Origin of the sequence: Hymenobacter monticola, from assembly GCF_022811645.1 — a bacterium.
GTDB classification, from domain to species: Bacteria; Bacteroidota; Bacteroidia; order Cytophagales; family Hymenobacteraceae; genus Hymenobacter; species Hymenobacter monticola.
The window spans coordinates 2,143,998-2,158,078 of record NZ_CP094534.1 but is presented as its reverse complement, the minus strand read 5'-3'; the positions used below and the strand labels follow the sequence as shown (position 1 = coordinate 2,158,078).

General features: G+C 59.3%; 14 protein-coding genes. 5 read left to right on the top strand and 9 right to left on the bottom strand.

Translation table 11 applies throughout. The annotated features are described in order from the left end of the window. Positions 1-17: 17 nt before the first annotated feature. The 4 genes from MTP16_RS09000 to MTP16_RS08985 form a co-directional block, all read right to left on the bottom strand. Positions 18-380 (bottom strand): four helix bundle protein, encoded by a 363-nt coding sequence (locus MTP16_RS09000; RefSeq protein WP_243518517.1) that lies wholly within the window; start codon positions 378-380, stop codon positions 18-20. Positions 381-486: 106 nt separating this feature from the next. After that, positions 487-2,892, bottom strand: a complete 2,406-nt coding sequence (locus MTP16_RS08995) for a 3-hydroxyacyl-CoA dehydrogenase/enoyl-CoA hydratase family protein (protein ID WP_243518514.1) — start codon at positions 2,890-2,892, stop codon at positions 487-489. Positions 2,893-2,992: 100 nt separating this feature from the next. Beyond that, on the bottom strand, positions 2,993-3,472 hold the full coding sequence (locus tag MTP16_RS08990) for a MarR family winged helix-turn-helix transcriptional regulator (RefSeq protein ID WP_243518511.1): 480 nt from the start codon (positions 3,470-3,472) through the stop codon (positions 2,993-2,995). A 135-nt stretch (positions 3,473-3,607) separates the two neighbouring features. After that, positions 3,608-5,407, bottom strand: a complete 1,800-nt coding sequence (locus tag MTP16_RS08985) for an AMP-dependent synthetase/ligase (protein WP_243518508.1) — start codon at positions 5,405-5,407, stop codon at positions 3,608-3,610. 198 nt (positions 5,408-5,605) lie between these two features. On the opposite strand from MTP16_RS08985, the gene MTP16_RS08980 reads away from it, so the two are divergent. The 4 genes from MTP16_RS08980 to MTP16_RS08965 all read left to right on the top strand — a co-directional run bounded on the left by MTP16_RS08980 (position 5,606) and on the right by MTP16_RS08965 (position 8,707). Beyond that, positions 5,606-6,757 carry a formimidoylglutamase gene (locus tag MTP16_RS08980; RefSeq protein WP_243518506.1) on the top strand — a complete coding sequence of 384 codons (1,152 nt, stop codon included), beginning with the start codon at positions 5,606-5,608 and terminating at the stop codon, positions 6,755-6,757. 125 nt (positions 6,758-6,882) lie between these two features. Beyond that, positions 6,883-7,140, top strand: a complete 258-nt coding sequence (locus tag MTP16_RS08975; protein WP_243518503.1) for a cytochrome b5 domain-containing protein — start codon at positions 6,883-6,885, stop codon at positions 7,138-7,140. Between the two features lie 72 nt (positions 7,141-7,212). Then, entirely contained in the window at positions 7,213-8,013 is an 801-nt protein-coding gene (gene murQ / locus MTP16_RS08970; RefSeq protein WP_243520019.1) for an N-acetylmuramic acid 6-phosphate etherase, read from the top strand. Between the two features lie 103 nt (positions 8,014-8,116). Next, a complete protein-coding gene (locus MTP16_RS08965; RefSeq protein ID WP_243518500.1) occupies positions 8,117-8,707 on the top strand; it encodes a hypothetical protein in 591 nt (196 codons plus the stop codon). 53 nt (positions 8,708-8,760) lie between these two features. On the opposite strand, the gene MTP16_RS08960 is transcribed toward MTP16_RS08965, so the two are convergent. From MTP16_RS08960 to era, 3 genes are all read right to left on the bottom strand, one after another. After that, positions 8,761-9,012 (bottom strand): hypothetical protein, encoded by a 252-nt coding sequence (locus tag MTP16_RS08960; protein WP_243518497.1) that lies wholly within the window; start codon positions 9,010-9,012, stop codon positions 8,761-8,763. 162 nt (positions 9,013-9,174) lie between these two features. Then, positions 9,175-10,503 (bottom strand): ribosome biogenesis GTPase Der, encoded by a 1,329-nt coding sequence (der, locus tag MTP16_RS08955; RefSeq protein WP_243518495.1) that lies wholly within the window; start codon positions 10,501-10,503, stop codon positions 9,175-9,177. 154 nt (positions 10,504-10,657) lie between these two features. Beyond that, complete coding sequence (gene era / locus MTP16_RS08950; protein WP_243518492.1) at positions 10,658-11,554, bottom strand: GTPase Era; 897 nt, start codon at positions 11,552-11,554, stop codon at positions 10,658-10,660. Between the two features lie 180 nt (positions 11,555-11,734). Here era and hemH point away from each other — a divergent pair, with 180 nt between their 5' ends. Next, positions 11,735-12,781 carry a ferrochelatase gene (gene hemH, locus MTP16_RS08945; protein WP_243518482.1) on the top strand — a complete coding sequence of 349 codons (1,047 nt, stop codon included), beginning with the start codon at positions 11,735-11,737 and terminating at the stop codon, positions 12,779-12,781. 102 nt (positions 12,782-12,883) lie between these two features. Here the strand turns inward: hemH and MTP16_RS08940 are convergent, their stop codons facing one another. Together MTP16_RS08940 and MTP16_RS08935 are read right to left on the bottom strand one after the other, a co-directional pair. Next, complete coding sequence (locus MTP16_RS08940; RefSeq protein WP_243518469.1) at positions 12,884-13,336, bottom strand: PRC-barrel domain-containing protein; 453 nt, start codon at positions 13,334-13,336, stop codon at positions 12,884-12,886. A gap of 6 nt (positions 13,337-13,342) precedes the next feature. Next, on the bottom strand, positions 13,343-14,032 hold the full coding sequence (locus MTP16_RS08935) for a hypothetical protein (RefSeq protein ID WP_243518452.1): 690 nt from the start codon (positions 14,030-14,032) through the stop codon (positions 13,343-13,345). Positions 14,033-14,081: the final 49 nt, after the last annotated feature.

The window sequence follows — 14,081 nt, the reverse complement described above, 5'->3', positions numbered from 1 at the left end:
GACATGAGACCGTTGGCTCATGCTTCAATGATTAATGTTTTGCGAAACGTGTACATCATGCGTTGCCATTGGTCAATCTTCTCGCTCACAAATCGCAGTTGTTCTGCGGTGATGTAATTGAACTTGGCAGCCAGAATAAACTGTGTTTCCAGTTCATAGGACGAGCCTTTGGCAATGGCTAGAAAGCGTGCGAAATCTTTTTGGCTATCACGCCCGGCACCTTCGGCAATGTTCGAAGGCATCGAAACCGCAGCCCGACGCATCTGCGAAATCAGGCCAAACTTCTCGGCATCCGGAAAGCCCGCGCACCACTCATAAGTCAATCCAGCAATTTCAATTGCAGCCTGCCAGATTTTCAACTCTTTGAATCGGTGCGTCATTTTGGAGATGGTGAGAGGTAAGACGATGAGAAGCGAGACAGTGAGATATGGATAAAGCTTTTGAAAAAATTCTCATATCTCACTTCTCACCGTCTCACCTCTCAACTTAGTTGCGCAACGGCTTACCGGTGGTCAAAATGCTCTGAATCCGCTCCAACGTCTTCCGCTCGCCGCAGAGCGACAGGAAAGCCTCGCGCTCCAAATCCAGCAGGTACTGCTCGCTCACTTCCGTGGGCGATGACAGGTCGCCGCCGCACATTACGTAGGCCAGCTTATCGGCAATGAGTTGGTCGTGGGTCGAGATGTAGTTGCCCTGCTGCATGGCGTACACGCCCGTTTTGAACATGGCCAGCGCGCCTTTGCCGTGCACCTTGATGTTGGTTTTCTGGGTGGGCTGGGTGTAGCCGGCGTCGGCTAGCTCCAGCGCGGCGGCTTTGGCCTGGGCAATGACGCGGTTCGAGTTCACCACGACTTCATCGCCCCGGCGCAGGAAGCCCAGGTCCATAGCTTCGGCGGCCGAGGTCGAGACTTTAGCCGTGCTGATGGTCATGTAAGTGTTGCGCAGCAGGTTGAATTCCGGCTCGCCTTCTTCGTACTTGGCTGCGGTGCGCAGGGTCATTTCCTTGGTGCCGCCGCCGCCAGGAATCAGACCTACGCCGAACTCCACGAGGCCGATGTAGGATTCGGCGGCTGCTACCACGCGGTCGCAGTGCAGGTTCAGCTCGCAGCCGCCGCCCAGCGTGAGGCCGTGCGGGGTGCCCACCACCGGGATGCTGCTGTAGCGCATCCGCATCATGGCCTGCTGGAACTGCTGAATCATCAGGTTCAGCTCGTCAAACTCCTGCTCCAGCGCCTGCATGTACACAAGGCCCAGGTTGGCGCCGGCTGAGAAGTTGGGCGCGTCGTTGCCCACCACGAGGCCACGGTAGCCGGCTTCGGCCATCTCCACGCCCTTCAGCAAACCTTGGATAACGTCGGTGCCCAGCGAGTTCATCTTGGAGTGGAATTCCACGTTCAGGATGCCATCGCCGAGGTCGATAACCGAAGCGCCCGCGTTTTTCCATAGCACCTTGCCGCTGGCCCGCAGGTTGTCGAGAAGAATGAAATTCTCCACGCCCGGAATGGCCTGATAGGTCTTGCTGGCCTGGTCGTAGAATTTGCGCACACCATCCTCCACCTTGTAAAAGGTCGAGTTGCCGGCAGCCAGTATTTCCTCCACCCACGGGGCCACCGTGCGGCCGGCCGCTTTGGCGAGGTCCACACCAGCTTGCACGCCCAGCGCGTCCCAGGTTTCGAACGGGCCCAGTTCCCAGCCGAAGCCGGCACGCAGGGCGTCGTCAATCTTATAAAGCTGGTCGGAGATTTCCGGCACGCGGTTGCTCACGTAGGCAAACAGCCCGCCGAAACTTAGGCGGTAGAACTCGCCGGCCTTGTCCTTGCCGCCCACCAGCACCTTGAACCGGTCGGCCAGCTTCTCGATGGACTTGGTCATTTCCAGTGTGGCAAACTTCACCTTCTGGCTGGGCTTGTATTCCAAGGTATTCAGGTCCAGCGCGTGGATTTCCGACTTGCCGCCCTCACCCTTCACCTTCTTGTAGAATCCCTGGCCGGTTTTGTCGCCCAGCCACTTGCTCTCGCCCATTTTCTTTACGAAGTCGGGCAGCACGAATACGTCTTTGGCCTCGTCATTCGGCAGGCCCTGGGCCAAACCGTTGGCCACGTTGATGGTCGTGTCCAAACCCACCACATCCGAAGTGCGCAGCGTGGCCGACTTCGCGTGGCCAATCACCGGGCCGGTCAGCTTGTCGGTTTCTTCCACGGTCAAACCCAACTTCTGCATGGTCTGCATGGCGTCGAGCAGCGCCCACACGCCCACGCGGTTGGCAATGAAGCCGGGCGTGTCCTTAGCCAGCACCACGGTTTTGCCCAGGTACAGGTCGCCGTAGTGCTGCAGGAAGTCCAGCACATCCGGCTTGGTGTCCGGCGTCGGGATGATTTCCAGCAGCTTCAGATAGCGCGGCGGGTTGAAGAAGTGCGTGCCTGCGAAGTGCTGCTTGAAATCCTCGGAGCGGCCCTCGGCCAGCAGGTGAATCGGGATGCCGCTGGTGTTGCTGGTGATGAGCGTGCCCTTCTTACGGAACTGCTCTACCCGCTCGTACAGGCTTTTCTTGATATCGAGCCGCTCAATCACTACCTCAATCGTCCAGTCGCAGCCGGCAATGTCCTTGAGGTTATCATCGAAGTTGCCAGTCTTGATTTTGGCCGCGTCGGCCTTGCGGTAGAGCGGCGAGGGGTTGGCAACGATTGTGGCCTGCAACGCGGCATTCACAATGCGGTTGCGTACGGCCGGGGCCTCCAGCTTCAAGCCTTTTTTCTCTTCGTCGGGCGTTAGCTCCTTGGGCGCGATGTCGAGCAGCAGCACCTGCACGCCGATGTTGGCGAAGTGGCAGGCAATGCGCGAGCCCATGACGCCGGAGCCGAGCACGGCCACTTTCTTGATGGTTCTATTCATCCTCTTTCTCTTTTTGGGGTGGTGAGGTGGGTTGGTAAAGTGGTTGTTATGAAGAGCATTATGCTTCGCTACGCGCTGCATGACGTTCCAAATTAGACAGTTAAGAAGCCGCCGGCTCCGTCCGCAAGGGCTTGAGCACGAATTCTTCAAACAAGGTCTTGCCTTCAATCATGCCCGTAATCTGGGCCGCTACTTTGAAGAAAACATCCAGTTGACTCTGCGGGATTTTCTCGCGAATTTTCAAATTAAAGTGCCGCACCGTCTGGCGCGAAACCTCCTTTTTCTCTAGGCCCAGCGGCGTTAGAAAAATGCGCACCGAGCGTTTGTCTACCGAGTCAGCCTGCTTGTAGATGAGGCCCTTCTCTTCCATGCTGCGCAGGATGCGGGTGAGGCTGCGGGTTTCGAGGCCCAGTAGCGGCGCAATTTTGGTGGCCGGGGTGCCCTTCTCCTGGTCGATGTTCAGCAGCACGAAGCCGATGCTCGTGGTGATGTCGTTCTGCGCCGCCTGCGTGTTATACATCCGCGAGATGGCGTGCCAGGCTACTTTGATGTTATAATCGACGGTTTCTTCGGGTTTCATGGGCGGGGTGTAAGTGCGGTAAACTTACGAAAAATATATTCGGCTTGCATAACAGTTCGTAAAAAAGCAGCGCGGGCTTTTAGTTCACGAGTGAACTATGCACTCGCACTCCAAAAGCCCGCGCTACGATGCTGCCTAGTGCGCCGCGCGCTCGTGCGGCTCCTTCTCGGCCCGCTCGTAGATGTCGGCAATTACGTCTTTGTTATTCTCCGAAATGACCTTGCGCTTCACCTTCATGGTGGGCGTCATCTCGCCACTTTCCACCGTCCAGAGGGTGGGTAGCAGCACGTGCCGCTTCACCTGCTCCCACTGCGCAAAGCCCTTGTTATACTTCTCAATCAGCTCTTTGTAGAGCTTCACCACCCGCTCGTTTTTAATCAGCTCCTCGTTCGGCGCGTCGGGCACGCCGTTGCGCTTGCACCAGCCTTTGAGGTCGGGGAAGGACGGGATGACCAGCGCGGACGGAAACTTTTGGTCGGCGCCCACCACCATGGCCTGCTCGATGAGCGGGTCTTCCTTCAGCTTGCCTTCGATGACCTGAGGGGCAATGTATTTGCCGCCCGAGGTCTTGAACATTTCCTTCTTGCGGTCGGTGATTTTCAGGAACCGGCCGTTCACCAGCTCGCCGATGTCGCCGGTGTGGAACCAGCCTTGCTCATCGATTTCTTTGGCGGTAAGGTCAGGCTTGTTGTAGTAGCCTTTCATTACGGAGGCCGACTTGGTCAGAATCTCGCCGTCTTCGGCAATTTTCACCTGCACGTTGTCAATGAGCGGGCCCACCGTGCCAATCATGTTATTTTCCGGCTCGAAGCCGCCCACGGCAATTACCGGCGAGGTTTCGGTCAGGCCGTAGCCTTCCATCACCCGAATGCCGGCTGCCCAGAACACCCGGGCCAGGCGCGGCTGAAGGGCGCCGCCGCCGCTCACGATGCAACGCAGGTTGCCGCCCAGCGCCTCGCGCCATTTATTGAAAATGATTTTGTTGGCCAGCGCCAGCTGCGTGTTGTACAGAAAGCCTTGGTCTTTCTGAGTGTCGAATTTCAAGCCCAGGTCCAACGCCCAGAAGAACAGGCTTTTCTTGATGCCTTCCTGCTCGTGGCCCTTCGCCACAATCTTGTCGTACACCTTTTCCAGCAGGCGCGGCACGGTGGTGAAAATCTGGGGCTTCACCTCGCGCAGGTTGTCGGCTATGACGTCCATGTTTTCGGCGTAGTAGATGCTCACGCTGTTTATCATGTACAGGTAAGTCACCATGCGCTCGAAAATGTGGCAGAGCGGCAGGAAGCTCAACGCCTTATCGTCTTTCGTGACGGGCACGAAGCGCTGCGAGCCGCGGCAGTTGCTCAGGATGTTGTCGTGCGTGAGCATCACGCCCTTGGGGCTGCCGGTGGTGCCGCTGGTGTAGATGAGCGTGAGCAGGTCGTCGGGCTCCACGGCCGCTTTCAGCGGGTCGAGGTCGGCGGCGTTGCCTTTTTTGCCGAGCTCCAGCAGCTCGCTGAAGTGGCGGGCACCTTCGACCTTGTCGAAGCTGAAGATGTTTTCAGCGGGAATATCGAGGCCCTGCGTGGCTTCCTTTACCTTATCAAACAGCTTATTATCGGCCACGAACACGGCGCGCACGCCGGCGTCGGTGAAGATGTACTTATAGTCTTCGACGGTGATGCTGGGGTACATCGGCACGCTGGTGGCGCCGATTTGCGAGATGCCGAAGTCGGCCATCATCCACTCGGGGCGGTTCATGCTGATGATGGCCACTTTGTCGCCGCGCTTGAGGCCGAGCGACACGAGGCCGAGCGAAACCAGATTGGCCTGGTCGAGCAGCTGCTGGCTGCTGATGGGCACCCACTGGCCGTCTATTTTGGAAGCCAGCGCATCGGGCTTGGGCGCGGTGGCAATTTGGTGCGGAAGGATATCGAAGGCGCGACGAACGTCCATTGGGTGGGGTTGGGTAAGGCGTTGCGGGTGAATTTCAGCTTAAATAAAGAGCTTTTTTCCGGGCCAAGCTACGGGCAGGGAGCCCGTCTGTAGCCTTGCACATACGGGTAAAAACCAAACGGGCCGCAAAAACGGTCAAAAAACCGCGCAAACGGCCTTTTCCTGTGTAATTTTGGGCCAATTGCATTTCCGCCCCCAATGAACCTGGCCCTGTTTTTTGACCCGCTGCCGGAAACGCTGACCGCTGCTGCGCCCGCCCCTACCACGCTGGCCGCCTACGCCACCCGCTTCACCGAAACGTTTCCGGACTGGCGCGCGGCCGACCTGGCCCTCATCGGGCTGGACGAGTGGCGCGGCAGCACCATCGGCCACCCCAGCCGCCACGGCGCCAACGAGGTGCGCCAACGCTTCTACAGCCTGCAGAAAGGCAGCGGCGCCGTGCGCCTCGTCGACCTGGGCAACCTGCGCCCTGGCCTCACGCTGGAAGACACCTACCAGCGCCTGCGCGAGATAGTGGCCGCCCTGATTGAGGAAAACACGGTGCCCATCCTGCTCGGCGGCAGCCACGACCTCGACTACGGCCAGTTCCTGGCCTACGAAACCCAGAACCGCGCCATCAGCTTCGCCCTGGTCGACTCGCGGCCCGACATGGCCGAGCCCGGCCCCGGCACCGCGCCAGAAGACAGCCACCTGCGCCGCATGCTGGTGCACGAGCCCAACTTCGTGTTCAGCCTGGCCCACTTGGCCCACCAGCAGTACCTCACGCCGCCCGAAGTGCTGGTGGCGCTGGAGAAAATGCACTTCGAAACCATGAGTGTGGGCGAGGTGCGGGCCGACCGTCGCATGGCCGAGCCGCTGGTACGTCAGGCCGATTTTATGAGCGTTGACATCGCCGCCATCCGTTGGCAGGACGCGCCCGGCTACTACCCCGCCTACCCTTTCGGGCTCGGCAACGAGGAAGCCACGCAGCTGTGCTGGTACGCCGGCCACAACGAGCAGCTGAGCTCCTTCGGCCTCTACGGCTACCGCACCGACCAGGACGTGAACGGTTTAGCAGCGGCCACGCTGGCCACCATGCTCTGGTATTTCGTGGAAGGCTTCTACCACCGCCGGCCCGAAACGGGCTTTGGCACCTTCCGCTTCCTTACTTACACCGTGGTGCTGCCCGGCAACCCCGACAAGCTGGTGTTCTACAAATCGCGCCGCGCCGAGAAGTGGTGGATGGAAGTGGAACGCCTCGGCGACAACGCCACCAAGCGTGTGGTGCCCTGCACCTACGAAGACTACTTGAACGCCTCGCAAGGCGACCTGCCGCAACGTTGGATTCGGCTGCAGGCGCTGCTGAGCTGATAGCTGATTAGCTGCTAAAAACATAAAAAAAGAATGTCATGCTGAGCGCAGTCGAAGCAGCTCTACCGCAACAGTAATCAACGCCAAATCAACGAAGCGATGGAGCTGCTTCGACTGCGCTCAGCATGACCGTTCCAGAAAGCCCAACTAATCTGCCCACCTACACCGCCCGCCAGCTCGCCCTGCGCAATGGGCAGGACCGCGACGAAATTTGGGTAGCTTACCAAGGGCAGATTTACGACGTGAGCCGCTCGCGGCTGTGGCAGCGTGGCAAGCACTATGAGCACTGGGCCGGCCAGGACCTCACGGCTGAGCTTGACAAAGACGCGCCGCATACGGCCAACGTATTCGACAATTTCCCTGTTGTGGGCCAACTCGTGTAGAACAGGCTCTCCCTTGTTCTATGTTTGAACTCTATTTCCCCGAACAAGCCCAAGCCCGTTCCACGCGCTATGATGACCACCGAAGCTCCCTCCGAATTCAACCACCTCGAAACCCTCTCCACCCCCGAGTTGCTGGCCGGCATGAACCGCCTCGACCACACGGTACCAGACACTGTGGCCAAAGCCCTGCCGCAGATTGAGGCACTGGTGGACGCCACTGTGGCGCGATTGGCCGCCGGCGGGCGCTTGTTTTACATCGGGGCCGGCACCAGCGGGCGGCTGGGCGTGGTGGATGCCTCGGAGTGTCCGCCCACGTTTGGCGTGCCGGCGGGCCTGGTGGTGGGCATCATGGCCGGCGGCGACGGCGCCATTCGCCAAGCCGTGGAAGGCGCCGAGGACGACGCCGAACAAGCTTGGATTGACCTGCAAAAGCACGATATCAACTCCAAAGACGTGCTGGTGGGCATTGCCGCTTCGGGCCGCACGCCCTACGTCATCGGCGGGCTGAACAAGGCGCGGGCCGCCGGCTTGGCCACCGGCTGCGTGGTGTGCAACGCTGGCTCGGCCGTAGCCGCCGCCGCCGAGTTTCCGGTGGAAGTGGTGACGGGGCCGGAGTTCCTGACGGGCAGCACCCGCCTCAAGGCTGGCACGGCGCAGAAGCTGGTGCTCAACATGCTCACCACCGCCACATTCATCCGCCTGGGCCGCGTGAAGGGCAACAAGATGGTGGACATGCAGCTTTCGAATGAAAAGCTGGTGCACCGCGGCGAAAAGATGCTGATGGACGAACTGGGAATTGCCGAAGCCGAGGCCGTGCAACTACTGAAGCAACACGGCAGCGTACGGGCCGCTCTGGAAGCCACGAAGCAGTAGCATTTGGTTCGGCTTGTGCCTCACGGGCTTGCTTATTTCGGCGAACGATTCGGGCTTTTTGTCGTTTCTAGGTACGCACAGGCCATAGCGTGTGCCACTCCCTATGCACACCATCGAGCCCCATTACAACTGGATTGAGCAGTACTCCGCCTCGGAGGACCCCCGCTCGCCCCTTTTCGAAGCTGAAAACAGTCTGGAGTCCTACACGAACACCATTTACGGGTACTACATCCACCCGCAGTGGGACAGCCTGGGCTCCGACACGCTGTTCTTCAAAATTCTGTTTGCTGATTACGAAGACGGTGTGGCCGTGCTCGAATTCATTGGCGAGTGGAACGACGCCATCGAAAACGACATCATGGAGCTCAAGCGGAATATCATCGATATTCTGACGCATGAAGGCATCCGCAAGTTTATCCTCATCGGCGAGAATGTATTCAACTTCCACGGCTCCGACGACAGCTATTACGAGGAATGGTATGAGGACGTGGAAGACGGCTGGATTGCGGGCGTGAACTTCCAGGAGCACGTGCGACGCGAAATGCACCAGTACAACGTGGACAACTACGTCAACTTCGGCGGGCAGCTCGACGACCTGCCCTGGCGCACCTACGAGCCGCGCCGTCTGTTCGAGGTGGTCGACAACGTGCTCAACCGCCGCCTCGGCGCTCCCGAGACCGAAATAGAAGGCTAATAAAAAAGCCCCTCCGCATGCGGAGAGGCTTTTTTGTGCCCGAAGGCGAAGAATTACTTCTTCACTTCTTCAGCGGGGGTTTCGGTAGCAGGAGCCATCTTGTCGGCAGCATCCTCCATTTTGTCAGCCTTAGCGTCGGCCGAGTCACGTACGGCGTCAGCTTTGTCTTCCATAGCGTCAGCTTTGGCTTCGCCCGAAGCTTCTACGTTGTCAGCTTGCTGCTCAACAGCCTCTTCTTTCTTGCTTTCGCAAGCGGTGAACGAGAACGAGGCAGCAGCCAGGGCGAGGAACAATACTTTTTTCATCTTGAGGTTTAGTTAGGGGGTGAGATTTCAGGCAACTTCTGAAGTTCTGGACAGGCCAAAATTTCAAATTCGAGGCTTTATACCTGCACACGGTAGAGGTAACCCGCCTCGAATAAAAAATTTGTGAAGTTTTTATAAACTCAACCCTAACAACTTCATTGCTTACTTCTTCCGGAATACAATCCCAATCGGCACGCCCTTGAAATCGAAGTTTTCGCGCATGCGGTTTTCCAGGTAGCGCGTGTAGCTGGCCGTCACGTACTGCGGCAGGTTGCAGAAGAAGGCAAACACCGGGTTGTGCGTGGGCAGCTGCGTCACGTACTTGATGCGCACCAGCTTGCCCTTGATGGCCGGCGGGCCATACTTCTCAATCTCCTTCAGCATCACGTCATTGAGCTGCGAGGTCGGAATTTTACGGCGCTTGTTCTGGTACACCTCAATGGCCGTTTCGATGGCCTTGTGCACGCGCTGCTTATTCAGCACCGACACGAAAATGACGGGCGGATACGCAATGGGCGCCAGCTTCTCCATGATTTTCGCCTCGAACTCCTTGGCGGTGTTCGTCTGCTTGTCCTCCACCAAGTCCCACTTGTTCACGAGGATGACGATGCCCTTGCGGTTCTTGTCGGCCAAGGTGATGATGTTCACATCCTGGGCCTCGATGCCGCGGGTGGCGTCCAGCATCACGATGCACACGTCGGATTCCTCCAAGGCGCGCAGGCTGCGCATGTTGGCGTAGAACTCGATGTCCTCGCTCACCTTGGCCTTGCGGCGCAAACCGGCCGTATCCACCAGAATAAACTCGTTGCCGAAGGCATTGTAGCGGGCCGAGATGGAGTCGCGGGTGGTGCCGGCAATGTCGGTCACGATGCTACGGTCTTCGCCCAGTAGCAGGTTCACGAGGCTGGACTTGCCCACGTTGGGGCGGCCCACCACGGCAATGCGCGGAATTTCCGACTCCGGCTCTTCCACGCCGGGCTCTTCGAAGTGGCTCACCACCTGGTCGAGCAGTTCGCCGGTGCCGTGGCCGTTCTGGCTGCTGATGGCGAAGATTTCATCGACGGCCAGGCCCAGCGAGTAGAACTCGCCCACGCCGTTGGCGCGCAGGTTGGTGTCGGCCTTGTTGGCCACGATGTAAATGGGCTTCTGGCCCTGGTAGCGGCGCAGCACGTTGGCAAACTCCTCGTCGAGGCCGTGCACGCCGGCGTCGGCATCCACCATGAAGAGCACCACGTCGGCCTCTTCAATGGCCAGCTTCACTTGCTTGTTGATTTCGCCCTCGAAAATATCTTCCGAATTGTGCACGTAGCCGCCCGTGTCAATCACGGTGAAGTTCTTACCAATCCAGTCGCCGTAGCCGTAGTGGCGGTCGCGGGTAACGCCGCTCTCGTTGTCCATAATGGCCTTGCGCTGGCCTACGAGGCGGTTAAATAGCGTGGATTTGCCCACGTTGGGCCGCCCCACGATGGCGATGGTGTTCTGCTTAGACATGTTGTGTGGCCCCAGCCGCCGACCCGACCTAGATTCGGCAGTGCCCGGGGTTATTTAGTTGTAAATGGTCGGAAAGATTGTAGCGTGGACTCTGCGAGTCCGCGCCCGTTTGGTTTCGTTCCTTAAAGCGCGGACTCGCAGAGTCCACGCTACATTATTGGTACCCGAAGCGTGAAAGTGCTTTTGCGTCCGTACGCCAGTTCTCGTTCACTTTCACGTGCAATTCTAGGAATACCTTTTTTAGGAAAAACTTCTCCATTTCCTCGCGCGCCCAAGTGCCTACTTTTTTCAGCGCCTCGCCGCCCTGCCCGATGACGATGCCCTTTTGGCTGCTGCGCTCGACGTAGATGATGCCGCGAATGCGAATGATGGCGTCTTCCTCTTTAAACTCTTCAATAACAACCTCGCAGCTGTAGGGAATCTCCTTTTTGTAGAGCTTGAAGATTTTCTCGCGCACCATCTCGGCGGCGAAAAAACGCTCGGGCTTGTCGGTTAGTTCGTCTTTTGGATAATACGGCGGATGTACCGGCAGACGTTCCAGCACCATTTGCAGCACGCGCTCGGTGCCGAAGGCATTGAGCGCCGAGATGGGCAGCACCTCGGCGGCGTTGGGCAGCAGCTCTTTCCAGTAGACCAGCTTGGCTTCCACGTCGGCCTGCTCGGCCTGGTCTATTTTGTTGACCAGCAGGATGATGGGCGTATCCACCATCTTGCGCAGGCGCTCCACCACGGGCTCTTCGTCGTGCTTTTCGTAGATGTCTGTCACGAACAGCACCACGTCGGCATCTTCCAGCGACGAGTACACGAAGCTCATCATGGCGTTGTGCAGCTCGTACTTGGGCTGAATGATGCCGGGCGTGTCGGAATAAATCAGCTGGAAGTCATCGCCATTCAGGATGCCCAGGATGCGGTGGCGCGTGGTCTGGGCCTTGCTCGTGACGATGCTGAGCCGCTCGCCCACCAGCGCGTTCATCAGCGTCGACTTGCCCACGTTGGGCTTGCCAATGATGCTCACAAAGCCGGCGCGGTGGGGTTTGGTTTCGGGGTTCACGAGGGATGGGTTTGATAATCAGGGCCGCAAAGGTACGGCTTTCGGAGCGCAAAAGCTAGGTGGCCCTCAAGGCGAGGTCGGAGCGAAGTAGAAAGCTGGGCCAAACCCATGACGGCCGACAGCTGTTTGCCTAATGCGCCGCATGTTTCCATCTGCGCATTGCTTCGGACCTTTGCTCTAATGAATTCCCCCGCCACTCCCACTCGCCGCATCGGCGTACTTCTTGTCAACCTCGGCACGCCCGACTCGCCCAGCACGCCCGACGTGCGCCGCTACCTCAACGAATTCCTCACCGACGGCCGCGTGATTGACATGCCGGCCGCCGTGCGCTACCCGCTGTTTCAGGGCCTCGTGGTGCCGTTGCGGGCGCCAAAATCAGCCAAAATCTACCAGCAGCTTTGGGATGATGAACGGGGCTCGCCCCTACTCTTCCACGGCCTCGACCTGCAGGCCAGGCTGAAGGAAGTGCTGGGCAAGGAGTACGTGGTAGCCTTCGGGATGCGCTACCAGAAACCCAGCATCGAGAAGGCGCTGGAGGAGCTGCGCGACGCCGCTGTGGACCGCATCATCGTGCTGCCGCTGTTTCCGCAGTATGCCTCGGCCAGCACCGGCTCGGTGCAGGAAAAGGTGATGGACATCGTGAAAGACTGGTGGATAGTGCCGAACATCAGCTTCATCAGCACTTTTGCCGACGACCCGGGCTTCATCAGCAGCTTCGCGGCGCGGGGCAAGGCCGAAATGGCCCGGCATGACTACGACCATGTCGTTTTCAGCTACCACGGTATCCCGGAGCGGCACGTGCTCAAGGGCAGCTTCAAGGGCTACTGCAAGCTGGGCACCTGCTGCGCCAGCTACAACAAAAACAACCGCTACTGCTACCGGGCACAGTGCTTTGCCACCTCGCGCCTGCTGGCCAAAGAGCTGGGCCTGCGCGACGACCAGTACACCGTTACGTTCCAGAGCCGCCTGCAAAGCCGCCTGCGCGACCCCTGGCTGCAGCCCTACACCGACGAAGTCATCAAGGAATTCCCGGCCAAAGGCATCAACAACGTGCTGGCCTTCTCCCCCGCCTTTGTGGCCGACTGCCTGGAAACGACCATCGAAGTAGGCGAGGAATTCAAGGAGATGTTCGAAGAGGCCGGCGGCAAGCACTGGCAGTTGGTGCCCTCACTGAACTCGGAGCCCTACTGGGTAGAGGCCGTGGCCGATATGATTCGGCAGAATTGAGTAAGAACGAGTACCCCGAAGCTCCGCTTCGGCTCGCGTTGAACGACTGACGTTCTCACGGGCCGAAGCGGAGCTTCGGGGTACTCGCACCATTGCCACTCTCTACGAAGCCCGACGGCGGCTGTAGAAGCTGTCGGCATCGAACGACTCCTGCTCGTAGAAGCGTGGGTTGCTGGCGCCTGACTCTTGGCCCAGCGCCCGCAGCATAGCTTCTTCGTACTCGCGGGTGATTTGGATTTCGACGTAGGGCGGGTAATTCAACACCGACTCGGCCGTGAGGGCGGGCACGAAAACGTTGTCGTCATCGGTATCGAGGGCGGCCACACCGATGGGCAGCAGGATGTGGTTTTCGTGCTCATTGATGTGGAAACGGCCATCGAGCTCAATGTCGAGGTAGCGCACCTTCATGGCCTCGGGCTCCACAATCAATTCGTATACGGTGCCGAGGGCCTGGCCGTCGCCGCCACGCACGGTCCAGCCGCGCACGTCGGGGTTGCCGTCGGCCACTTCAAAATCGGTTAGGTCGCGCAAGCGGCGCAGGATGGAGGTTTCCATAGCGAATTAGTTTAAGGAATTGCGGGCAGGCTCACTGAGCGCGCGCACAACTTCGGCCGCCTTGGTCAAAAATTGCTTGTTCTGCTGTTGGTCGGCGGCCGTAGCGCTACGGCCCGACAACTGGCCTGCCAGACGCGTCAGTTCATTCACTTCGTTTTCCAGATTAGGATACGCTTTTTGCTGCATGGCCCGCACCAAATTGGCGGCGGCCACAAAGCCGGGCCGCAGGCTGGCGCCGGGTTCGCCCACGCGGTCGGTGGCACTGGTCAGGTTGTCGCGCAGCTCCGTGATGGTGGCGTCGCGCAGGTCGTCGCGGTCGGTGAAGGCCACCAGCACGGTGGTCAGTTTTTGCAGGCCGTTGAGGGCGTAATCGGGCGCGGCCGGGTTTGTCGCGGCTTGGGCGGCCAACGATTCGGCCGTATCCTGATTGCCGGCCGCAGAGGTGGTGTCGGCCTGCGGAATAGCATCGATGGCGGCGCGGCGGGTGGCCTGGTCCACGGCGGCGGCGGCGGCCAACGTATCGGGCGTGGTGGCGGGGGCAGTGGCCTCCGGGGTGGCGGCCGGCGGGGCGGGCTCATCAGCGGGGTCGGGGCGCAGGAAAAAGTAAGCAGCCAGCCCCAGCACCACGGCGGCCAGCAGCACCAGCAGCCATGGGCTCGGCGAGACCTTTTTGCGTTGAATATTGATGTCAGCCATGCGGAAATTCGTTTTCGCTGGGTGTTTACGAAGGAAGCCGAAAAGTAGC

Coding starts and splice junctions, on each gene's coding strand:
- MTP16_RS08935 (WP_243518452.1), bottom strand. CDS start 14,032: ATGGCTGACATCAATATTCAACGCAAAAAGGTCTCGCCGAGCCCATGG.
- MTP16_RS08995 (WP_243518514.1), bottom strand. CDS start 2,892: ATGAATAGAACCATCAAGAAAGTGGCCGTGCTCGGCTCCGGCGTCATG.
- der (WP_243518495.1), bottom strand. CDS start 10,503: ATGTCTAAGCAGAACACCATCGCCATCGTGGGGCGGCCCAACGTGGGC.
- murQ (WP_243520019.1), top strand. CDS start 7,213: ATGACCACCGAAGCTCCCTCCGAATTCAACCACCTCGAAACCCTCTCC.
- MTP16_RS09000 (WP_243518517.1), bottom strand. CDS start 380: ATGACGCACCGATTCAAAGAGTTGAAAATCTGGCAGGCTGCAATTGAA.
- hemH (WP_243518482.1), top strand. CDS start 11,735: ATGAATTCCCCCGCCACTCCCACTCGCCGCATCGGCGTACTTCTTGTC.
- MTP16_RS08985 (WP_243518508.1), bottom strand. CDS start 5,407: ATGGACGTTCGTCGCGCCTTCGATATCCTTCCGCACCAAATTGCCACC.
- MTP16_RS08990 (WP_243518511.1), bottom strand. CDS start 3,472: ATGAAACCCGAAGAAACCGTCGATTATAACATCAAAGTAGCCTGGCAC.
- MTP16_RS08965 (WP_243518500.1), top strand. CDS start 8,117: ATGCACACCATCGAGCCCCATTACAACTGGATTGAGCAGTACTCCGCC.
- MTP16_RS08975 (WP_243518503.1), top strand. CDS start 6,883: ATGACCGTTCCAGAAAGCCCAACTAATCTGCCCACCTACACCGCCCGC.
- MTP16_RS08940 (WP_243518469.1), bottom strand. CDS start 13,336: ATGGAAACCTCCATCCTGCGCCGCTTGCGCGACCTAACCGATTTTGAA.
- MTP16_RS08960 (WP_243518497.1), bottom strand. CDS start 9,012: ATGAAAAAAGTATTGTTCCTCGCCCTGGCTGCTGCCTCGTTCTCGTTC.
- MTP16_RS08980 (WP_243518506.1), top strand. CDS start 5,606: ATGAACCTGGCCCTGTTTTTTGACCCGCTGCCGGAAACGCTGACCGCT.